A 20,633-nucleotide genomic window follows, 5' to 3' on the forward strand; every position below is an offset into this window, starting at 1 on the left:
GTGCAGTCGACGCGGACGTCAGAGCACGGGGGGCTTTGCATAGGGGAGGAGTCCATATACGGACCTTACGATTCGGTCTTCGATCCGAACGCGGCCGTGTCCCTTCTTGGGCTTCGTTAGTGCAGAGCCGGCCCGCCATCGCTTCCTTGCATCTCCGCCTGAAAGCGCCGGTAGCTGAGCACCGCAGCCACGTCCAGCATGCCAAGCCAGCGTGGGGCCGTCGGCCACATAGGCTCGGTGTCCAAGCCCAGGGCCAGTAGAATGTCGCGGTGCATACAGCGCACATCTTGCCAGTCGAACGTATCACTGCTCAGCGACAGTTGGCGCCACCGACTTCTCCGAACGAGCAGTGACACCGTGCCCTTGTATTGGACGAGGCCAAGCTGGGCGATGTCCTCCAACACGATGACCCGTCGGCCCAGGAGCCAAGTACGTACAAACGTTCGGTCATCAATAACAACGCGGACCGTGGCCACATACGCCAGGCCGGTGATGGCGACCACGGCGCCTAAAGCGAAGAGGCCAGCCAGCAGCGGATGATGGTTGCCCAGACCCCGCCACGCCCCCCACAGTGCCACGCCACCGCAGACCAGGAGCGCCAGAGTGTTCAGCAGGCGCGATTGGGGGCGCGGGCTGTAGTGTTTGCCCCCCGTGCCAGGGGTGGCTTGGGAACCGTTGATGTCTCCAGAAGAAAGTGCTCCCCTTGCGTTCATCGCTTCCGCAAATTCGTCCGGTGTTTTCAAGCTCATCTCCCCCTCGGGATGATCTGCACTGCTTGCTGCGAACACGGATTAACGCCGCGGCACGCACAATTGGACCGTCGCTCACAGTTCCCTGGAGAGCTTAGGTCCGCTCTGTGTCGGTAGCGGACAGTTGCGCTCACGCTGCTCTAGTTCGGCTTGTCCCACTTCAGGTCGCTGAGCTTGGCTTCCCGGCCGGACTTGCCGCCATCGGCTTTGCAGGCAGCAAGATCTCGCTGCCGCAGCACTGCCCCTTCGGATCGCCAGCGTGCGAAGGCGTTACTGATCGCGGGGTTTGCCTGCGCCAGGTCTTCGACTGCTCTCAATTCCGACAGGCTTAGAGGTTGAATAGCCTTCTTTTGCTGCGTATATGCGGTAAGAAAGCGGACATAGAGGCCCAGAGGAACAATCAGGGCCAACTGGTAACTGTGTCTGTGCAGGACATCGTTGTGGCCCAGGTACGCGAGGATCGCTGCCACGCCAAGCGACACAGCAAACGTTGCCATGCGCCAAATTTGCTTACGTTCTTCCTGCTCAACTTCTGCACGCGCGAGCGGCTCGTGAGCGAACGTCCGATTCCCCTGATCCATATTTCCCCTTAGAACTAGTTCAATACACCCTGGCGATTATCTTTGGATTCTTCGCTGTCCGCTTCGGGTCGCGAGCGGACCTTACGAAAACGCCTAGCGACGCAGGTTGTTGAACGCGGCAACCGCCACCCATAAAACAACAAGCGTTGCAATTCCTACCCATTGGATTTGGCCGTGGGATTGCGCGCAATCCTTGCGGGTCGGATAGCGGCCTAGAGTGAGCGCGAGCATCACAACCCGGCCCAATTGGAAGAGCACGAAGTCCCAGATAATCACTTTGAAGATGAATCTGGCGGTTGCTCCAACCGCGTCCTCAATGACCTCGCGCACCAATCCCCCTTGAAGAGTCCGCCTCTACGTCGCTTGGAACCACTGCTCTAATGGTCTCACCGAGGCCGGATCGGGAAGCCCAACAGCGCCTGCACCGACCACTTCAAGTCCAACGATCTTCCCGTCAGCACACCAGACGATTACATCAATCGTCGCACCGTTCCATGTACCACACGCCTCGGCAGCAATACTGCCATTAGTGGCCTCACCCTTTGGGCCGAACCATACAGTCGCGCAGCCGCACTTGCACGTTGCTGTCACCGATAGCCGCCTTATCGGGGCGACGGCTTCCGGCGACAAGACACCGACGGCTCCAACCCGGAGAACGTTCTCCAAGACCGTTGCTTCAACGCTGGATATAGGTCGAATCACGCCCGTCATAGCAAAAAGTATCTAGAAATCCAACTAGGCGATTATGTCTGCTTCGGGTCGGGAGCGGACCTTACCGCGCCATCTGGCAGAGAAGGCTGCCCGCAAAACCAGCTGCCAGGCACATATTAACGACCACAACCACCCGAAGCGCCCTGACGCGTCCCATCACGGCGACCGGGGCTCGGCTTCGAAACAACACCCACGAATTTACCGGGCCGAGGCGATAGAACACCTGATCAAACGGTGGTGAATAGAGCTGGGCGGCATAGCTCGGGTCTGCCTCGACGATGGACTTCCAAAACGCACCGGCCACAGACATCGTCACCACCCAACTGGCGGCACCCATAAGCCCAAGGATGAGTGGAATAGGCAAATCGACCTCTACGCTCGTTGGCAGGACGGGAAGCTCTTCGTAATGTCAGCTGTGGGCCGGAAGCGGACCCTAAGAATGCTTTGATCCCGCCATGTAGCTATGCGTCGTCCTTCGGGTGGCCTGCCTCACTCCACAGGCGGCCGACTCGAACGACTTTACAGCGGTAGCAAGCGCTGCTGAACTCGTCCTGGTTGTACCAGGCATGCGTTCCACCCGCCCGTTCGCAGTCTTGGCCCTTTTCAGCAACACCAAGGTCAAGCAGGAACCACGGGAGATGCTGCCGCACGGCAGTCCGCCATCGATATGGTGATCGATTCCGTTGGGCGATCATTTGAAGTCCCCTTGCTTTGTCGGCTCCGGTTCGGAAGCCCGCGTCCACTCGACCGTCCTAACGTACTCGGGCCTACTCGGGCCAGGCCATCGGGCCGCATCGTTCCCTTCGCTGGGTGCTCCTATGCACCGACTCACCATCGAAGGCATGCGTTTCGGGTCGAAGGTGGATTTGATTTGCTGGGAAAATGTATCTCCTTGGGGTTGGCGTCACCTGCAAATTAAACACTTGGGGAATGACCGCACGGATTGACCCCGTGGAAATCAATAAAGCCGAATCAGGCCTCTACGGCCCATGCGCGGTAAGTTACGAGGCAACCGGCCGCACCCAACGAGCGGATCTCGGCGCGGATTCAGGAAACTCCCGACCCACCAATCACGCCGTTTCGGCAACAGCAAGCTTTGCGGGCCTATCGTGGTGGACGGTCGAAAAGTGAGGTGCCGCCATGTCCGTGGATACCAAGACTCCGTTCGAACACGTCAACGACGTCGTTGCGCAGCTCAAGGAGATGCGCCACTACGCGAAGAACAACGTCGAGACCCTGACGGCGCAGTGGCTGCTGTTTGATGGCGAACTCAGGAAGCTGAAGCACGCCAGCTTGATCGAAACGCTGATGACGCGCCAAGGCGAATTGCACGATGCGCTGAACGAGGAGATCACCGCTCTCGAGGAGCTGGCGATCACACTCAAGCCGCCACCGGAGGAGACCCCGGCGACGGCTCCCGCCCAACCCGCGGCGCGCGCAAAGCACTAATCGTTACGCTGAGCGGATGGTCCCGACACGTACTCACGTGGCGGGCGCCTCTCGGCGCCTGCCGGGACACCCGGTGGTCCGTGCCGCCGTCGATGCAGGGCCGTCCATTTGTCGATTGACTCGCCCCTTCGCGGCTCAGGCAAATCATGCGACGCCGTCTTCACGGAGGTGGAACCGGTGACGCCCAGGTCAATGCAATGAAGCCTGCCGGCCCTGAGCCAATACGACGAGTGCGGCGCGGGTTTCCTGCTCTGCTTTGGCCGGTGGCCATGAGGCCATTTCCGCCAGTGGATGCTGTCGCGCCAGGAGGCGTATGGCGTGCAGTCCCAACCAGTAACCCGAGCGATTGGGCAGGTCGGCTTGAAACTGCGTTCTTCCACCTTCGAACCAGCGCGCGAACGTTTTCGAGGTCGCGTGCTTGGTCGGGTCAATGGTCAGTTCGTCCGCTTCCTGCAGGAAGCGCTTTGCCGCCTCAGGCAATTTCCCATCCGGAAGCGCACCCAGATCGCGCTGAAGGAGGTACTCACCATCCGTGTGACCCGGTGAGACTATCGAGCTGACGTAAGTTGCGAGGCCCTCTTCAAAGAGGGGGAGGGTCAGATGGGTTCCTGGCATCACGCCGTCGTCCGTAATGCCGGCGTGTTCGGCATCCCACAGGTGAAAGAGTTCGTGTGGCAACACGATATCCAGGGAAGCCTTCTCAAGAAGCAAGGTGTCGACGGCCAACGCAAGCACCGGCTCGCCATTCGGCAGAACGCCGCTCTTGGCGTCGAAATTGGGGGCAAGCACCACCATCACCTTCGGCTGCCCCGACGCGCCGAAATACCTGGCGAACTGTTTCGTCTGTACGTTCAGCGCGTCACTGATGGCGTGGACTCCTTCAGGTATGTCCTGGCCGATGCGTTGGTACTCCTGGAATCGAGCACTCAAGGCCAGGTCCTTCTGCTGGCGCCAGTCCGGCTGGTTGCGGACCTCCCAGACGACCGACTGGTACACGGCCTCTCGAGGCGCCTCGATGAACTTGTCCCAGAGCTTCTCCTGTTCGGCGAAAGGCTTGCCCTTGGCTGCCCGCCAGAACGTGGTGAACGACTGATCGATCGGCGGTGGGGCGTCACCCTGCGTCGCACTCGCGACGACGGGCGAGTTGATCGCCAAGGTCATGGCGGCCGCGATCAGCAGGTTCGGAAACCGAGCTACTTTCTTCATGCTCATTCCGCGGACCTCAAGTTCGTTGGTTTCCAGGCGCCACACACTCGTATCGAAGAGTCGTCTGTGCGGCGGTTCGCCTGAAGTCTGTGGCGCCGTGGCCGTATTTGTCCCTGAACGTGCCACCGTGCCTGACGGAGCCCTCTATCTGGCTGCCTTCCCCGATCGGTGGCGGGTGTCCTTCCTGGCCCCTTGATCCCGACGCTGTTTGCCCGCCTTGGGCAGAGTGGTCTTGTCGTCTCCGGGTGCATCCGGCCTGGTCGTGCGCGACTCAGACGGCAGATCCAACGGCACCAGCATGCCGCGCTTGAGCGTGCTCAGGGCGACCCTGGTCTGGAAGCGACGGACGTTGGCATTGTCCGCCACCAGGCGTTGCATCAGGGCTTCGAAGTCGTCGACGTCGCGCGCCACGACGATTAGCACATAGTCGCCGGCGCCGGTGACATACCAGGCCTCCTGTATGCGTGGCTCGGTGGCGATCCACTGCTTGAGGCTCGCCAGAAGCTCCGGGCGTTCGCGCTCGACCTCGACGTCCACGATCATCGTCAACGGCAATCCCGCCCGCTTGGGGTCGACCACGGCGACCTCGGCGACGATGATGCCCTCCTCGCGCATACGCACGATGCGTCGTTGCACGGCGGACGCGGAGAGCCCGATGTCCGATCCAATCAGCTCGGCGGGGCGGCGCGCATCCTTCTGGAGCACGGCCAGGATGCGCCGGTCTGTCTTGTCCAGTTCGCTGTTCATTTGCGCGCGAATTCCTCTGTCAACGGGAAAAATGTTCGCCAAACGATTCTAAGTCGCGGAAAGGCCGCGCGACCGGGCTCTAGCATAGCCTGCACCTGTCACCCTGAGCCTTCCAGTCATGAAGCTTCTGTACCAGTCGCATTCGCCGTACGCGCGAAAGGTCCTCGTGTTGGCCCACGAAGTGGGGCTGGCCGATCGCATGGAAGTGATCCACCACGAAACGAGCCCGGTGCAGCGCAACGAGGATGTGTTCGCACTCAACCCGCTGGGCAAGGTGCCCGTGTTGATCTGCGACGACGGGACCGTCCTGTTCGATTCGAATGTGATCTGTGAGTACCTGGACGGGCTTCACGATCGACCGAAGCTGATTCCTTCCGAGTTATCGCCTCGATATCGCGCATTGCGCCACCAGGCCATCGCCACGGGATTGGCTGATGCCGGAATCGCCGTCCGCTGGGAGGCCGAACGTCGTCCTGAGGCGATGAGATGGCCGCCACTGCTTGAAGGCCATCTGCAGAAGGTCATCGCGGCCTGTGACTACCTGGAAGCCAACGTCCAGGCGCACGACACGCTGGACATCGGCGACGTCGCCCTCGCCACGGCACTGAGCTGGATCGAATTTCGCCATGTTCATGACTTCCTGGCGGGGCGGCCGCGGCTGTCCGCCTGGTACCGGCGAATGTGCGCGCGTCCTTCGATGATGGCCACCACCTTTTCCGGCGACACCGTGGATACACCACGCGAAGCCAACGCGGGAGCGGGCCATGCCCTCGCCATGGTTTGAGCTGCTCTGCCTGCACGGCTACATCAGCGATCGGCGCCTGCTGCGCAGGATGGCGCACGCTCCCTCAACGACGCCTCCCGTCCAGCCGAAGGCCAAAAAGGATGCCGCCAAGCTTGCGAGGCATGCCGTCATCACTTCCCTGAGGTTGTGCCTTGGCATCGGCGATGGTGTTGCCCGTTCGCAATGAGGCGGCGACTCAAGCGCTGGACGCCCGCACGCGCGCGCCCACAATGACCAGCCACAGCACCAGGGCGATCTCACCCAGTTGGGCGGGGAACGCAATGCTGGAAACCAGATCCTCATGACTGGGCCACAGCAGGCCAGTGAGGCTGATAGCCAGATAGGCAAAGCCATTGAGGATCAGCCAATAGCCGATGAAGCGGGCGATGAAGCCACTGCGGATCACCAGGATGGCCAGCGGGAACAACCATAATCCCCAGAAGATCTGGGAATAGCCGACGACCTGGCCATGCATGCGCAGGTGGAGCATGGCCAGCGATGCGCGCTGCGGCTCAGTGAATGCGGCGAGGTAGTCGCCACCCTGCACCAGCAGCAAGGTGGTCACGTCGTTGAGCACGTTGAAGAAGTACAGCGGCGTGTCCATCAGACCGAGCACGGTCATCAGCACCGCCAGGGTCATGTCCACGCCCTTGAACAGTCGAAACAGCGACAAGGTGAGGAAGAGGCTGATGGTCCCGGTAAACAGGTCCGTGACGATGCCGAGGCGAAACAACCCCTCGTGGGCTGCGATGTTGGCGGCGGTGGCCTCGGCGTCGCCGTGGACGAACAGCGTGTTGGGAAGGTAGATGAGGCGTATCGGCGCGGAGACGGCAAGCAGCAGGTAGAGCCAGCCCGCGATTCTTGCGCGCCGTTTGATCGGATCCATGTGCGCTCTCCCATGCGATGTGTTGCTCGCTAGCCCGCCACGCGGCGCACCCGTGCGTTTCCTTCCACTGACGATCCATCCCTCGGTGGGTCCGCCCTGCTCGCCCCGTGCGTCGCTCGCTACGGCGCCACGCGAGTGAAGTCCATGATCCAGTTGACCTCCCAGGTCTTGCCGTCGTCGGCGGAGTAGGCCTGCTCCCAATGCGCCTTGGTGGGCGTGATCCCGGACCACACGAAGCGCACGCGTATCGGTTTGCCGCGCAAGGTGTCGGTCGAATAGAAGGTGCCCACGCCGTGATCGAAATGACCCTTCACTGGCGGGTCCAGTTCGCCGAACGGGTTGCGGCCGTCGAGCCACCAGATCGCCCACTGGCCGGTCTTGGGGTCGTAGGAGCGCAGCCCCACGCCGCGATAAGCGCCCTCGGGCGTGTTGAACACGTTGTCGTCGACATTCGCATAGCCGTCCATCAGCTTGCGCATGCTCAGGGCGCCGTCGAACTCTTCCCACTCGTGGCTATTGGCGAGCTTGTCCTTGAGCTTGCGGTGGTGGCCTTTCCAGTCACCCACCAGGAAGTCGAAATCATGCAGACCGGAGAGATTGGCCGCCCCCTGTTGATTCTTGGGGGCGTCTTGCGAGGCATGGACGGCGATGCCGGAGGCCATCACCAGCAGGGCAGCGACGGCGAGGAACACAACGCGAAAACCTTTCATACGAATGGTCCTTCTGCGGAAGTGCCCGGGCATGATCGCGCCGCATGGATCGGCGCGCCACCGCCAGAGGTCAGGGTGGCGCCAAGCCGCCCGACGACCTGTACCTGACCCTATAGGTCACCGATCGCGCGATTCCGACACGACCTGCCGCACCGCGTCGATGACCACCTGGGGTTTGTCGTACTGGATGTAGTGCGTGCTGTTGGGCACGATGACGTTGATGCCGCGCGATGACATCGCGGCGACCTGGAGGTGTAGGTCCTCCCACAGCAAGGTGCGCTGGTTGCGCTCGTCCTGCGTCTCGTCACTGCGCTTGGCGAACGGCGAATGGGTCAGCACGATGATCGGCATGTCGCCGAAGTCCTTGCGTGTGCCCCGGGCCTCGGCGGCGCTTTCGTAGAACACGTTCTCGCGCTCCGACGCTACGGCCGCCTGCCATCGCGGGCTCACCGCGTAGGCCTGTTGCGCCCGGTTGATGTCCGGACTCACGCGTGCGTCCGGAACGCCGACGCATTTTTCATATGCGGGGGTGCCCATCACCAGCCCCTTCTCGGCCTCCGCGACGCAGGCGTGCGCATCTTTCAGATAGGCGTCGTATCGGTCTTTCTGCCCAGGCACGCCAATCGCCCAACCTCGTGTCGACTGGTCCTCGTGTGATCCCTCGACAATGACCATTCCAGCGACGTCCGCGCGATACATGTCCGCAAACACCCTCACGTTCATGCCTGCCAGGGAGTGGCCCACCAGCACATACGGCGGCCTGATACCGGCGGCGGCCAGCAGGCGGTGAAGGTCCTCGGACTGGTTGCGTGGCGTGCTCGGCCGGCGCGCTGCATCACTGAAGCCAAGGCCCGCGCGATCGAACGAGCACACCTTCGTGCTGTGCGCCAGGGCTGGCTGCACCAACGCCCAGGAAATCGTGGAATCACCCATGCCGGCATCCATGATGACGGCTGGCGACCCGGACCCCAGGCAGTACAGATTCAGGCGTTGGCCGCCACCAATATCGACGAGACGTGCTGGACGGGTATAGACCGGGTCGCTCACCAGCGGCGGTGTGGGTTCCTGCGCTCGACACGCTGCACCCAACACCAGGGTCAGCGCGACCATTGTCCATGGCTTCATGATTTTCCTTGTATTGGTGTGGCCCGAGCATAGGGACCTGGGCGTAGGGTGGAGCCTATCGACCCGGCTTCGATAGTTACCGGAGGCTAAGGGCCAGTACAAGATGTCCGGACTGCGGGGCGACTGCCCCCGACACATCAGCCGTCCGGAAGGCCTATAGTGGCGCCTTCCGTTGCCACGTCGCCCGACGCTCCGCGCCTGTCCCATGATGGCCCATCGCGCCGCTGCCCTTCCCGCCCCAGGCCACGCCGGCCGCGGATGGCTGCATGCCCTGTCGCAGCAACGGCACGCATCTTGCCTGTCCATGGAATACCCCCAGCCGGTTCCGGCCGAGCACTGCTGAGCGAAACGCCCGATGGACAGCCAGAAATTCAGCTCGCTCGAAAAGATCATGGACCTGCTGTGGGACGCGATCTGCGTGGTCGACGTCGAGGGGCGTTACCTTTTCGTCAACGCTGCCTATGAGCGCATCTTCGGCTACCCGCCGTCGGAGGTGCTCGGGCGGCGCATGATCGAACTGGTGCACCCGGAGGATCGGGACCTCACCATGCAGACGGTGGCCGCCATCATGGACGGGCATCCGCAGCCGCATTTCCAGAACCGTTACATCCGCAAGGACGGTCGGGTCGTTCACATCATGTGGTCGGCGCGCTGGTCGGAACAAGACCGCGTGCGCATCGCGGTGGCACGCGACATCACGTCGCTCAAGCGCGCCGAGGCGATGACCTCCGCCCTCCATGCGATCTCCGAGGCTGCCCACGCCGCGGACAACCTGCCGGCGCTGTACGAGGAGATCCACCACATCATCGGGCGGCTGCTTCCCGCCGAGAACTTTTTCGTGGCGCTCTACGACGCACGGCGCCATGAGGTGAGTTTTCCCTACTTCGTGGATGAGCGCGACGACGCGCCGCCCCCGCAGAGCCTGGACTCCGGCACGCTCGCGTCGGAACTGATCCGGACCGGCCAACCGTTGTTGCTGACGCCTGCTCAGCTTGCCGACCCCTCACGTCCGCTGCATGGCGCCGATGCGTTGCACTGGCTGGGCGTGCCGCTGGTGACCCAGGGCAATGTGATTGGCGCGCTGGTGGTCCAGAGTTACTCGGACGCCACCCGCTACACCGAGGCCGACCAGGAGCTGCTGCAGTTCGTGTCAACCCAGGTGGCCGCGGCGATCGAGCGCAAGCGCGCCGAAGCACGGCTTCACCACATTGCACGGCACGATCCACTCACCGACCTGGCGAACCGCGACCTGTTCTACCAGCAGTTCGAGGCTGCGCTGGATAACGCCACGCGCTTCGGCGGCAACCTGGCCCTGCTTTACATCGACCTCGACAAGTTCAAGCAGGTGAACGACCAGTACGGACACCACGTCGGTGACCAACTCCTGTGCGCCGTCGCGCAGCGCATTCGCAGCCAGCTGCGCGAAGGCGATGTGGTCGGACGCGTGGGCGGCGACGAGTTCGTGGTGCTGCTGGAACACATGCAGGCCCCTGCCGACAGCGTGGCCGTGGCGGAGAAATTGCGGGTGGCGCTGAACGAGCCATTCCCGCTGGCCGAGCGAAGCCTGCATGTCTCCATCAGCATCGGCATCGCCACCTTCCCTTTACACGGCGAGGATGCACGCGAGCTCACCCGCGCCGCCGACGACGCGATGTACCAGGTGAAGAAAGGCGGCGGCAATCGCGTGCGCGTGGCGACCCAGCCGGATCGCCACGCGGACGAGGGCGCCATCTTCGGCTAGCGTCGCCGCACGGCGCCTTGTGCCGCGCGACGTCTGATCAGTGGATCGGGTTGAACCGTCGGCCTGCCGCCTGCTCGCTACAGCTTGATGTAGAGCTGTCGCCGATCCATCGCAAACACGATCAGCCACCACACGCCGACGAACACGAGCGCGAAGGCGAGCGACGTCACGTAGGGGCCCGCCAGCGGAGTGATCCGGCTGGCGAAGGCGCGCTGGTACAGGGGATCCTGGATGCCAAGGCCGGGCAGCAGGATCTGCATCAGCTCCGAGCCTGCATAAGCCGCCACCGCATTCACGCCAAAGCGGCGACCGATCGCGGGCCAGCCTCGTCGGTCGATCAGCAGGTGGAACAAGGCCAGCGCCAGCATCGCCCAACCCGCCGTCCACAGCACGAACGATGAAGTCCACAGATTCTTGTTCAGTGGCAGCAGCAGCGACCACGCAATGCCCAGCACCAATGACGCCACTCCCGCCGCCAGCAGCGGCCGCATTTTCTCGTCACGCAGCCATTGCCCAGCGCGCAATCCGAGCAGGCTCGTGGCCAGTGACGGTATGCAGCCAAGCAGGCCTTCGGGATCATGGCCCAGGCCTGTCACCGGATCGATCAGATACACCGTCCGCCCGAACACTGCGAAGTCGCTTCGGCTGACGATGTTGACGAATGGGTCCAGCGTGCCGCCGAGCAGCAACAGAGCCCAGTAGCCGAGCAGGCACACGGCGATGGCCAGCCACTGCGTACGCGGTTTCGTGTAGATGGCGAACAGCGCCGCGCCGGCGAAGCACACGGCGATGCGCTGCAACACGCCGGGCAAGCGCAGGTGGGCGCCGGGCATGATCAGCCAGGCCAGCACGTTGATCGCCACGCCCAGCAGCAGGATGCGCAGCCCGCGCTTGAGCGCAGCCCGGGCAAGCGCGCCGCGGTCGGCGCCTTGCTCCAGCCGCGGCCCAATCGCCAGCGCGATCGACACGCCCACCACGAACAGGAAGAACGGAAACACCAGGTCGGTGGGCGTGCATCCGTTCCATTCAGCGTGCTCGAGCGGCCAGTAGACGTGGCCCCAGTCGCCGGGGTCATTCACCAACAACATCAACGCAACGGTGCAGCCACGCAATGCGTCGACGGACGCAAGGCGTCGCAACGCTGCCTTCACTGGCTACCCTCGCTGGCCGGCAGCACTGAGGCATCGCCTATGCCATACAGCGGCCCGGTGATCGGCGAGGTGAATACCAGGCAGAGGTCATGCACGCCGGCCTGCCTGACCAGGGCGCCCCGCAGCGTGAAGCTCAGCGGCCCGCCTTCGGGCAGCGGCAGCGTGCCGAGGGTCTTGCCCTTGCAGTTGTCCAGACGAACCACCAGCTCGCCCTGCGGCGTGCCGGCCTTGTGCGCCACCACCAGCTTGGCCTCGTGCGCCAGCTGGTAATTGCGCGGCAGGCGCGCGACATCCACGCGGATCGCCGCAATGCCGTCGAGATCCGCCGCACGGTAGAGGCGACAGTTATCGAACACGTTGATCAGATACGTCGGGGCGAGGCTGGTCGCGTCAGGCGTGGGCTGCACGCGCAGGCGGAAATCGCTGCCCGGGCAGTTGTCCAGCTCACCGGTGCTGCGGGTGCGTAGCGCGGGCACGTCCAGCACGCGCTGTCGCGGCGCCGCCAGCGGCGTGCCATCGGCGCCGATCGCCACCGCGCTGATCGTGGTGGGGAGCTTCACCGTGAACGGATGGACATACAGCGGCGAGCTGGCGCCCGGCTCGCTGCCATCGATGGTGTAGTGCAGGTTGCCGTAGCGGGCCTGGTTGGACAGTGTCACCTGCGCCTTGCCGCCGCGGATGGCGGCGTTGCGGTCAACGTCGACGGATGCGGCGAACGCGCTGTCGGCATAGCCGATGTCCTGCACGCGGTAGCGCGCCAGCTGAGCCGGCAGGCGATTGAGGAAATCGTGCCACTCACGGCCGGTGGCCGGCGTCCACGCGGCCTCGGCCAGCGCATCCATGCGCGGGAACACCGCGTGCTCGATGTGGCGCAGCGTGGGCATGTGCTCGGTCCACATGTTGGCCTGCATGCCGAGCACGTGTTTCGCCTGGTCGGCGGTGAGCACCTTGGGCACCGCCTCGAAGTCGTAATAGCTCTGCAACGACATCGACGGGAGGCGGCCGGTGGTCTCGTCGGCGCGATCGCTCTGCATCTGGTCCAGGTACAACTGCGGCGCCGGCGACAGCACCACGTCGTGACCCTGCTTGGCCGCATCGATGGCGCCCTGGGTGCCGCGCCATGACATCACGGTGGCGCTGGCCGGCAGGCCGCCTTCCAGGATTTCATCCCAGCCGATCAGCCGACGGCCGTGAGCGGCGAGGTACTGGCCCATCTGGCCGATGAACCAGCTCTGCAGCTGGTTCTCGTTCTTCAGGCCAAGCGCATGCATGCGCGCCTGCACGGCGGCGGATGCCTGCCACTGGTCCTTCACCGCCTCGTCGCCGCCCACGTGGATATAGGTGGACGGGAACAGCGCCATCACCTCGTCGAGCACGTCCTGCAGCACGCGCACAGTGTGGTCGTCGACGTTGTAGAGATACGGATGCACGCCCCAGTCGGGCGAAACGGGCGGACGCCTGCCAGTGACGCCCAGTTCGGGATACGAGGCGACCGCCGCCTGCGCATGGCCCGGCATGTCGATCTCGGGAACCACCGTGATGTGGCGGTCGTGGGCGTAGGCGACGATCTCGCGGATCTGATCCTGCGTGTAGTAGCCGCCATAACGCCCCGGCTCGCCACCCTGCCCGACGTCGGGCGGCGTGCGCCAGGCGCCGATGCGGGTCAGCTCGGGATAGCGCTTGATCTCGATGCGCCAGCCCTGGTCATCGGTGAGGTGCCAGTGCAGCACGTTGAGCTTGTGCTGCGCCATCTGGTCGATCAGCGTGCGCACTTCGTCCGGCGTCTGGAAGTGGCGTGCGGAGTCCAGCATCATGCCGCGCCAGGCGAAACGCGGCTGGTCGCTGATGTGCACGCCTTCCACGCGCACATCGCCGCTGCCCTGCGCCGGCGTCATCAGCTGCCACGCGGTGACGGCGCCATAGAACAGGCCCGCCTCGTCGCGCGCCAGCACGCGGATGCCCTGCGGCGTGACGTCGAGGGTGTAGCCCTCCGCCTCCTTCACCGGCGCCTGCGGGTCGCGCTTGAGAATGATGGCGGGCCCTTGCACGGCGTCCTGCGTCACCACCAGCGGCAGGTGGCGCGTGCGCTCGGTGAGTGCGGCGAGATAGTCCGCCGTGCGCCGCGCTTCGCTGTCACCGGCATCCACCACGATCGGCGTCTTTGCCGTCACCGTGAACGCCTCGCCGACCTGGCTCACCTGTGCGGGCATCGGGATCAGCGGCGGCTGGCTTGCGCCGGCGCCGTGGGCAAGCGTGGCGATGCCGAACAGGGCAAGGCACAGGATGCGGCGTGTGGTTCTCATCGGTCCCTCGTGGTCAGACGTCAATCGTGGGGAAGGCTGATGGCAAACAGATACCACGCATCGTGTGGCAGCCACTGTTCGGTCCAGCGCCAGTCATCGTCCTTGCCAGTCTGGGCATAGCCGAGATTGAAGGCGATGCCTTCCTCGTCGGTCAGGCCCGAGGTGATGCCGTTGATGATGGCGCCCGGCGCGTTGGTGTACTCGTAGGAGTCGAAGAACATGTAGCCAGCGTTGTTCTGGCCACTGCCCATCAGCATGCTGCTGTCGTAGGGATTGCGTCCAAGAATCCAGTGCAGCTGGTTCCACGCATAGGCTTGCAACTTGCTGCGGAACGCCGCGTCGTCGGCATACAGCGGCGCTGCCGCCCGCGCCGCCGCGGCGAGCGAAGCCAGCCGCGCGTTCTCACCCTGCCACCACGGCGCCGCCTCGGTGTCGTGGGGGAAGAAGAATGCCGCGCGTACCTTGCCGTCTCCGCCACGCACCAGCTGGCGCGCATATCCGAACGGGTTGCCGACCTGACCGGTGAGCGCCAGCTCCGCTTCCAGTGAGCGACGCACCACAGCGCGCAGCTTGGCCTGGCGGCCGGCGTCGGCGATGCCGGCATATTCCACCAGCGCCACCACGGGCAGGCCGGCGTCGGTCGGATGGAAGAACGGCCGCGTGCCGTCGTCCGCGCGCCAGTAATCGCGGTAACCGCCATGGGTGACCAGGCGCGCCATCAGTCGATCAGCACGCTTGTCCGCCGCGCGGCGCCAGGTGTCGTCATGGGTGGCGCCATACAGCTCGACAGCCGCCAGCAGCGCGCAATAGTCGTCGACGATGTTTTCCTTGCCGTCGTTGATCAGCTCGCGGTTGTGCGCATCGAGAAAACGGTAGGCATCCTCGGCGGCCTTGAGATAATCCGCGTCGCGGAATTCTCCGTCCACACCGGTGCTTGCGGCCACGGCCAGCGCGGCGATCGCCATGCCGCCGCCGGCGCGGAAGCTCGCCTCGTAGGCATGCGGGCCATGGGCTGGCTGCGTCACCTGTTCGGTGTGGTCGCCCGGCTTCAACTTGATCTGCGTGCGCCAGTTCGGATCGCCGATGTGGCGATCCTGCGGCAGCTTGCCCGGACCGGTGGCGTCGATGGATTGGTAGAACGAGCCATCCGGGCGCTTGTCGCGCACCAGGAAGTCGGCTCCAAACAAGCCTTCGTCGAGCAGACGGCGCTGATATTCGTGGAAGTTGCCGTCCTGCCGCGCCTCCAGCTGCTGCCAGCTTCGCAGCAGGCTCCAGGCCGCCAGCGGCAACTGCTGGGTATTGAAGTAGCTGGTGAGATTCTGGTGCGACAGGTGGATGCCGTAGTCGCCGGTCGCGTCGTACCAGCCACCATGGAGATCGAGCGTGCCCGGCTGACCATCCGGCCGCGCCAGTTGTCGATCCGCCTTGTCGAGCAGGCCGCTCGAACGCTGGCCCTTGAAGTAATAAACAACGTCGGACAGGGTGTGGCGCTCGAGCACGTTGTCCTGCACCTCGAACGGCCAGGAACGCGACTCGCGCCCGCCCTCGCCCAGCGTCACCACGTAACGACCCGGCGTCACCAGGCCACTGAAATCCGCTATCGCATAGGTGTCATCGCCCCAGCGGGCGACCGTACCGGCCTGACCCAGCTCGCCTTTCCAGGCCACTTTGCCGGTGTCGGTGTCGATGACGCGAAAGTTTCGATCGCCCGATGGATCCATCACCACCGCCTGCTTGGGCGCGTGGGTGTCGTAACCGACCTGGTCCACCAGCACCTTCACGCCGAGCGCCTGTGCGCTGTTGGCCAACAGGACCAGCAGCACCAACACCAAGGGGCGTCCTCGCCTCATGCCATCGCTCTCCCGACTGGATGTGGAGCTCTTGCGCATCCCCGGACAAAAATCGGGCCCGGCAAAACGCCGGGCCCGTTGGGCGGGGAGGTAGCCTCAATTACATCTTGAAGTTCAGGGTCAGGTAGTACTGGCGACCGTTGACGTAGAACGCATCCGGCTGCTTTCCGTAGATCGGGCTCAAGGTGTAGTACTTGAGCGTCGGGTTGTTGAGGTTCATCGCGTCGAAGTGCACCGACATCCAGCTGTTGATGTTGTAGCCCGCGGAGAACGCCAGGTTGCCGATGCCTGCCTGGTAGTACGTGTCGGTACGGCTCACGCCGTCGAAGAACGACGAGCGGTAGGTGTAGCTGATGCGAGCATTCCAGTCCGCGTTTTCGAAGAAAGCCGACAGGTTGTAGGTGTTCTTCGAGGTGCCCTGCAGCGGCTTGTCGTTGTCCGCATGACCCTGGGCGTAGGTGTAGTTGGTCTGCACACCCCAGTTCTCGCCGATCGGCTGGATGTAGTTCAGCTCCACGCCCTTGACGTTGCCGTTGACGTTGGTCGGCACGCTGACCAGGTAGGTCGAGAACACGTCATGACCGGCCGTGTTGCTGGCCTGCTGGTCCTTGAACAACAGGCTCTCGTTGCCGAAGTTGACGTAGTTGCTGAGCGCCATGTTGTAGACGCCGGCCGACACCAGGCCACGCGGAGCGAAGTACCACTCCATCGACAGGTCGAAGTTGGTGGAGACCAGCGGCTTCAGCTGCGGGTTGCCGCCACTGCCGGTGTGGGTCAGGTCATCCAGCGAGTACGAACCGGCCAGCGCGGAGTAGTCCGGGCGGGTCATGGTCTGCGAAGCGGCGAAGCGGGCCAGCAGGTCGTCCGTGAGGTTGAACCGCAGGTTCGCGCTCGGCAGGAAACGATCGTAGCTGTTGTTGTAGTTGTTGATGTAGTACGGACCGAAGGCCGAACCGGTGATCGGGCCGGCGATGGAGTACGACGACTGGGAGCCGGAGTTATACGTGATGTCTTCCTTGGTGTAGACATAACGCACGCCGAAGTTGCCGCTCCAGCGATCGCCGGCGAAGTTCGCCTGCATGTATGCCGCCGTGTCCTTCTCGTTGACCCGGTAGATGTTCTGCCAGTTGAAGCGGGTCACCGGATCGCGGTTGGCGAACTGGGCATTGAACGCAGCCAGCGCGCCTTCGCTGTAGTACCACAGCGGGGCCGGGCCATTGACGCCCAGGTCGCTGTTGAAGCTGCTCGGATAGCTCGACCAGGTGGTCGGGTAGTTGGCCGGGTTGGTCCAGTCGCCGGTCGGGCCCTGACCGATGTCGGTCTTGTTCTCGCGGGTGTGGTCGGAGTAGCGCAGGCCGAAGTCCAGCGTGTTCAGGAAGATCGGCGAACTGTCGAACGCGTACTCACCGTCAGCCTGGTAGAAGTTCTCCTTGTCCACCACGTGGATGTCCTGGTCGCCGAAGATCCAGCCGGCCGACGGGATGATGCCCGACGGACTGGCGTTGTCGCCGCCGATCGACCAGTTGGACGGCCGGCCGGTGCCATTCATGTCCCAGCTGGCGCCGGCGTTGCCGGCAAAGCCCAGCTCGCTGACGTTCTGGTTGTCGCTGTTGCCCTTGCCCTTGGTGGTGCCGATCATGCCGGTGAAGGTCAGATGATCGTTGGCGCGCCACTCGGCATCCAACGTGGTGTACGCGGAGGAGGACGAGGCGCCCGGACGCGAGATCTGGTCATACACGCCGTACGGCGTGGTGGTGCTGGCCGTCACCGGAGCGAAGGTCGCCGACTTGAGCACGTTGCCGCCGACTGTGTAGCTCTGCAGGCCCACGCCACCCGGCACGAACTGGCTCGACCACAACATGTAGTTGCGGTTGAAGTTGTCGGCCTTGAGGTTGGAGTAGAAGCTGTCCAGGTTCAGCGTCAGGTTGTCGAGCGGCTTCCACTCGAGGTCGATCATGCCGCCCTCGCGCTTGCGCGTCTGGGTGAACAGGGTCTGGCCGATCAGGTTCGGGTAGTACACGCCGGCGAGATCCGGATGCGCCTTGGCGACCGGATCGGTGGCCTGGATCTGGTTGAAGCCGCCCACGAATTCCTGGCCGTTGCGCTGCAGGCTGCGCTCTTCATAGAAGCCCTGCAGCATCGCGCCAAAGGTGTTGTCGCTGTTCTTCCAGTTGAACAGGCCGTTGAACTGCGGCTTGGTGTCGCCCGGCAGGTCGGAATAGACGGCGCCGATCGAGGCCTGTGCGGTGATCGGGTTGGCGAACTCGAGCGGCTTGCGGGTGATGATGTCGACCGTGCCGGCGCTGCCGCCTTCCTGCTGCTTGGCCTCGGACGACTTGTGCACCACCACCTGGTCAACCACTTCGGACGGCAGCAGGCTGTAGCTCACGCTGCGGCCCACGGTCTGCACCTGGCTCAGCACGAACCAGTCGCCGGTGCCCACGGTGTGGCCGTTGACCAGGGTCTGGGTCATGCTCGGGTTGGTGCCGCGGAGGCTGACGCGGTCGTTCTCGTCGAAGCCGCCTTCGCTGGCGCTCGAGGAGCTGATGTTCACGCCGGGCAAGCGCGCCAAGGTGTCGGCCACGTTCTTGGCCGGCAGCTTGCCGATGTCTTCGGCCGTGATCACTTCAACGATGTTGTCGGCGGACTTCTTCAGGTTCAGCGACTCGGCTTCCGAGTCGCGGATGCCGACGACAGTGACGGTGCCCAGCTGCTTGGCCTTGGCTCGGTCGGCCTGGCTCTGGGTGTTGTCCTGGCTATCGGCGGCCGTGGCAGGCTGCGCGGCCGGCGCGGGCGTCGTTGCGGGCGCGGATGCGGTGGCCGGTGCATTGTCGGCGTACACGGAGCCGGACAGGCACAAGCCGGCGATGATGCTGGCTGCTAGTAGAGTCTTGCGGTTTGACATGGTTTCCTCCCCTCTAAGGCTTTACGGCAGCGGATGCTCGTAGGTCTTCCGGCTGCGGCTTGGCTGGCTGGGCTCACGCCCGGTTGGTTGCAACGGTGATTACTGCGGTACAGCGTTCTCCCCTGGTCTTGCATGCTGACCATCCAGGTACAAACCGGCCGCACCGATCACCCCGTGCTGGCCGTGCTCCATCAGTCGAACTGGGACCTGTTGCAGGAAGGCGCGCATCACGCCCTTGTTGAAGAAGCGCTGGCGGAAACTGCTGGCCAGCAGGACGTCTCGGATCTGCGGCAGGATGCCCCCGGCTAGAAACACGCCCCCGCGTGCGCCGTACAGCAACACGAGGTCGCCGACGAAACTGCCGAGAAGGCCGCAGAACACTTCGAGTGCTTCGACCGCGGCGGCATCGCTGTGCGCGAGCGCCGCCTGCGTCACTTCGCTCGGCACGGTCAATTGCGGCGAGCGGTCGCGCAGCGCGCACACCGCGCGGTAGAGGTTGAGCAGGCCCGGCCCCGACAGGGCGTGCTCGAACGATACATAGGCGCGGTCGCGCGCAAGGAAGCGCAGGATCTCGATCTCGCGTTCGTTGCCTGGCGCCAGCGCGATCTGCCCGGCCTCGGTGGCCAGCACGGTGGCGTGCGGATGACCCGGCAACAGCACGGCCGATCCCAGCCCGGTGCCCGGCCCCATCACCAGCACGGGGCCCACCGCCGACGGCGCTTCGCTCTCGATCACCGGGGTGGTGTCCGCCCGGCTCAGGAATTGCGTGGCATACGCCACCGCCTCGAAGTCGTTGACCACCGCCAGCTGTTGGATGCCCAGGGTGTCGCGGATGTCGCGGATGGACACCGGCCAGGGCAGGTTGTCGTTGACGATCGCGTCGCCAAGCACGTAACCCGCGCTGGCCACGGCACAGCGACTGACATGCACCGAACGATCGAGCTGGCTGACGAAGTCGCGCAGCACCGCGGTCAGGCTCGGCCAGTCCGCGCAGGCATAGCGGTGGTACTGCAGCACCGTGACCGGACAGGGTCCGTCCGGACGCTCGCTCACCAGACCGATGCGCGCATGCGTCCCGCCGACGTCGGCCGCCAGGAACACGGCCTCTTGGGGTGAAGACCCACGCACCTCGTGAACGCCCCTTTGCCCCACTGCGATGCCCTCGTCATTGCGATGTCACGTTGTTGTGAAACGTGATCAGGTTTTGGCCGGAGTCTGGTAACGGTTGACAACGTTGTCAACTAGGAACCTGTCCTACCCCCCGGTTGAGTCGTGGTGCAGAGCAGCAACAAGGCTCGCCACCAGCTCATCACATGAGCTTTATGCTGCATGAAACAAGGAATGAATGGCCGTATAGCAGGCTTTTTGCACTGCGCCACAAGTGACCAAAATTGGGGCCATTTGGACGGTCAATTTAGACCGATTTAAGGAATTTTCGGGCCCTTTGAAGGGGCTCGAACAGACCAATTTTGACCCTTGCGGACATCTGTCGTGACAACGTTGCTGGACACCGGCGTGACGGTAGGGACAGCGCCTGCGCATGGCGCGCGTGGGCCGCCGGGAAAGGAAGGTTGACCCTCTCACCCCTCGTGCGGGGATGACGGAAGGAGCCGGCGCCCCTGATCGCCGGGGCAGCCGGGACACAACGGCCGCCAGTCCGGCTGCGGCGCGCACGTTCGCCCAATACCGAGCTCCGGATTACGACCATCCTGGACGACCAGGCCTGTGACCGATC

Annotated in this window: 17 protein-coding genes; 3 read left to right on the forward strand and 14 right to left on the reverse strand. The window is 64.0% G+C overall.

Annotation, left to right across the window (positions count from 1 at the left end; translation table 11 throughout):
• Positions 1-116: 116 nt before the first annotated feature.
• The 4 genes from DVT68_RS19255 to DVT68_RS19270 all read right to left on the reverse strand — a co-directional run bounded on the left by DVT68_RS19255 (position 117) and on the right by DVT68_RS19270 (position 2,405).
• Positions 117-743 (reverse strand): hypothetical protein, encoded by a 627-nt coding sequence (locus tag DVT68_RS19255; protein ID WP_147281772.1) that lies wholly within the window; start codon positions 741-743, stop codon positions 117-119.
• A 146-nt stretch (positions 744-889) separates the two neighbouring features.
• Positions 890-1,330, reverse strand: coding sequence for a hypothetical protein (locus DVT68_RS19260; protein ID WP_114826841.1), 441 nt, complete (start codon positions 1,328-1,330; stop codon positions 890-892).
• Between the two features lie 93 nt (positions 1,331-1,423).
• Entirely contained in the window at positions 1,424-1,660 is a 237-nt protein-coding gene (locus DVT68_RS19265; RefSeq protein WP_114826842.1) for a hypothetical protein, read from the reverse strand.
• Positions 1,661-2,102: 442 nt separating this feature from the next.
• Positions 2,103-2,405 (reverse strand): hypothetical protein, encoded by a 303-nt coding sequence (locus tag DVT68_RS19270; protein WP_147281773.1) that lies wholly within the window; start codon positions 2,403-2,405, stop codon positions 2,103-2,105.
• Positions 2,406-3,181: 776 nt separating this feature from the next.
• Here DVT68_RS19270 and DVT68_RS19275 point away from each other — a divergent pair.
• On the forward strand, positions 3,182-3,490 hold the full coding sequence (locus tag DVT68_RS19275) for a hypothetical protein (protein ID WP_114826844.1): 309 nt from the start codon (positions 3,182-3,184) through the stop codon (positions 3,488-3,490).
• A gap of 189 nt (positions 3,491-3,679) precedes the next feature.
• Here the strand turns inward: DVT68_RS19275 and DVT68_RS19280 are convergent, their stop codons facing one another.
• Together DVT68_RS19280 and DVT68_RS19285 are read right to left on the reverse strand one after the other, a co-directional pair.
• A complete protein-coding gene (locus DVT68_RS19280; RefSeq protein ID WP_147281774.1) occupies positions 3,680-4,696 on the reverse strand; it encodes a hypothetical protein in 1,017 nt (338 codons plus the stop codon).
• A 144-nt stretch (positions 4,697-4,840) separates the two neighbouring features.
• Positions 4,841-5,443 (reverse strand): Lrp/AsnC family transcriptional regulator, encoded by a 603-nt coding sequence (locus tag DVT68_RS19285; protein WP_114826846.1) that lies wholly within the window; start codon positions 5,441-5,443, stop codon positions 4,841-4,843.
• A 118-nt stretch (positions 5,444-5,561) separates the two neighbouring features.
• On the opposite strand from DVT68_RS19285, the gene DVT68_RS19290 reads away from it, so the two are divergent.
• A complete protein-coding gene (locus tag DVT68_RS19290) occupies positions 5,562-6,227 on the forward strand; it encodes a glutathione S-transferase family protein (protein ID WP_114826847.1) in 666 nt (221 codons plus the stop codon).
• A 196-nt stretch (positions 6,228-6,423) separates the two neighbouring features.
• On the opposite strand, the gene DVT68_RS19300 is transcribed toward DVT68_RS19290, so the two are convergent.
• From DVT68_RS19300 to DVT68_RS19310, 3 genes are all read right to left on the reverse strand, one after another.
• Positions 6,424-7,113, reverse strand: a complete 690-nt coding sequence (locus tag DVT68_RS19300) for a DUF4386 domain-containing protein (protein WP_114826849.1) — start codon at positions 7,111-7,113, stop codon at positions 6,424-6,426.
• 119 nt (positions 7,114-7,232) lie between these two features.
• Complete coding sequence (locus DVT68_RS19305) at positions 7,233-7,823, reverse strand: hypothetical protein (RefSeq protein WP_199536148.1); 591 nt, start codon at positions 7,821-7,823, stop codon at positions 7,233-7,235.
• Positions 7,824-7,940: 117 nt separating this feature from the next.
• Positions 7,941-8,948 (reverse strand): alpha/beta fold hydrolase, encoded by a 1,008-nt coding sequence (locus DVT68_RS19310; RefSeq protein ID WP_158543551.1) that lies wholly within the window; start codon positions 8,946-8,948, stop codon positions 7,941-7,943.
• Between the two features lie 355 nt (positions 8,949-9,303).
• Between DVT68_RS19310 and DVT68_RS19315 the strand changes: the two genes are divergently transcribed.
• Positions 9,304-10,689: a diguanylate cyclase domain-containing protein gene (locus DVT68_RS19315; protein WP_114826850.1), complete on the forward strand. Its 1,386-nt coding sequence runs from the start codon at positions 9,304-9,306 to the stop codon at positions 10,687-10,689.
• Between the two features lie 77 nt (positions 10,690-10,766).
• On the opposite strand, the gene DVT68_RS19320 is transcribed toward DVT68_RS19315, so the two are convergent.
• The 5 genes from DVT68_RS19320 to glk form a co-directional block, all read right to left on the reverse strand.
• Complete coding sequence (locus DVT68_RS19320) at positions 10,767-11,828, reverse strand: acyltransferase family protein (protein WP_114826917.1); 1,062 nt, start codon at positions 11,826-11,828, stop codon at positions 10,767-10,769.
• An 8-nt stretch (positions 11,829-11,836) separates the two neighbouring features.
• Positions 11,837-14,143 carry a family 20 glycosylhydrolase gene (locus DVT68_RS19325; RefSeq protein WP_114826851.1) on the reverse strand — a complete coding sequence of 769 codons (2,307 nt, stop codon included), beginning with the start codon at positions 14,141-14,143 and terminating at the stop codon, positions 11,837-11,839.
• Between the two features lie 20 nt (positions 14,144-14,163).
• Positions 14,164-15,993 (reverse strand): glycoside hydrolase family 9 protein, encoded by a 1,830-nt coding sequence (locus DVT68_RS19330; RefSeq protein WP_114826852.1) that lies wholly within the window; start codon positions 15,991-15,993, stop codon positions 14,164-14,166.
• Positions 15,994-16,093: 100 nt separating this feature from the next.
• Complete coding sequence (locus tag DVT68_RS19335) at positions 16,094-18,898, reverse strand: TonB-dependent receptor (protein WP_114826853.1); 2,805 nt, start codon at positions 18,896-18,898, stop codon at positions 16,094-16,096.
• A 99-nt stretch (positions 18,899-18,997) separates the two neighbouring features.
• Positions 18,998-20,050: a glucokinase gene (gene glk, locus DVT68_RS19340; protein ID WP_114826854.1), complete on the reverse strand. Its 1,053-nt coding sequence runs from the start codon at positions 20,048-20,050 to the stop codon at positions 18,998-19,000.
• Positions 20,051-20,633 lie beyond the last annotated feature (583 nt).

The organism is Dyella solisilvae (genome assembly GCF_003351225.1).
In the GTDB taxonomy this organism is placed as follows: Bacteria; Pseudomonadota; Gammaproteobacteria; order Xanthomonadales; family Rhodanobacteraceae; genus Dyella; species Dyella solisilvae.

What these genes read in the sequence shown, in the direction of transcription:
- DVT68_RS19275 (WP_114826844.1), top strand. Translation starts at nt 3,182, where the DNA reads ATGTCCGTGGATACCAAGACTCCGTTCGAACACGTCAACGACGTCGTT.
- DVT68_RS19310 (WP_158543551.1), bottom strand. Translation starts at nt 8,948, where the DNA reads ATGAAGCCATGGACAATGGTCGCGCTGACCCTGGTGTTGGGTGCAGCG.
- DVT68_RS19315 (WP_114826850.1), top strand. Translation starts at nt 9,304, where the DNA reads ATGGACAGCCAGAAATTCAGCTCGCTCGAAAAGATCATGGACCTGCTG.
- DVT68_RS19290 (WP_114826847.1), top strand. Translation starts at nt 5,562, where the DNA reads ATGAAGCTTCTGTACCAGTCGCATTCGCCGTACGCGCGAAAGGTCCTC.
- DVT68_RS19260 (WP_114826841.1), bottom strand. Translation starts at nt 1,330, where the DNA reads ATGGATCAGGGGAATCGGACGTTCGCTCACGAGCCGCTCGCGCGTGCA.
- DVT68_RS19330 (WP_114826852.1), bottom strand. Translation starts at nt 15,993, where the DNA reads ATGAGGCGAGGACGCCCCTTGGTGTTGGTGCTGCTGGTCCTGTTGGCC.
- DVT68_RS19325 (WP_114826851.1), bottom strand. Translation starts at nt 14,143, where the DNA reads ATGAGAACCACACGCCGCATCCTGTGCCTTGCCCTGTTCGGCATCGCC.
- DVT68_RS19305 (WP_199536148.1), bottom strand. Translation starts at nt 7,823, where the DNA reads ATGAAAGGTTTTCGCGTTGTGTTCCTCGCCGTCGCTGCCCTGCTGGTG.
- DVT68_RS19280 (WP_147281774.1), bottom strand. Translation starts at nt 4,696, where the DNA reads ATGAAGAAAGTAGCTCGGTTTCCGAACCTGCTGATCGCGGCCGCCATG.
- DVT68_RS19285 (WP_114826846.1), bottom strand. Translation starts at nt 5,443, where the DNA reads ATGAACAGCGAACTGGACAAGACAGACCGGCGCATCCTGGCCGTGCTC.
- DVT68_RS19300 (WP_114826849.1), bottom strand. Translation starts at nt 7,113, where the DNA reads ATGGATCCGATCAAACGGCGCGCAAGAATCGCGGGCTGGCTCTACCTG.
- DVT68_RS19335 (WP_114826853.1), bottom strand. Translation starts at nt 18,898, where the DNA reads ATGTCAAACCGCAAGACTCTACTAGCAGCCAGCATCATCGCCGGCTTG.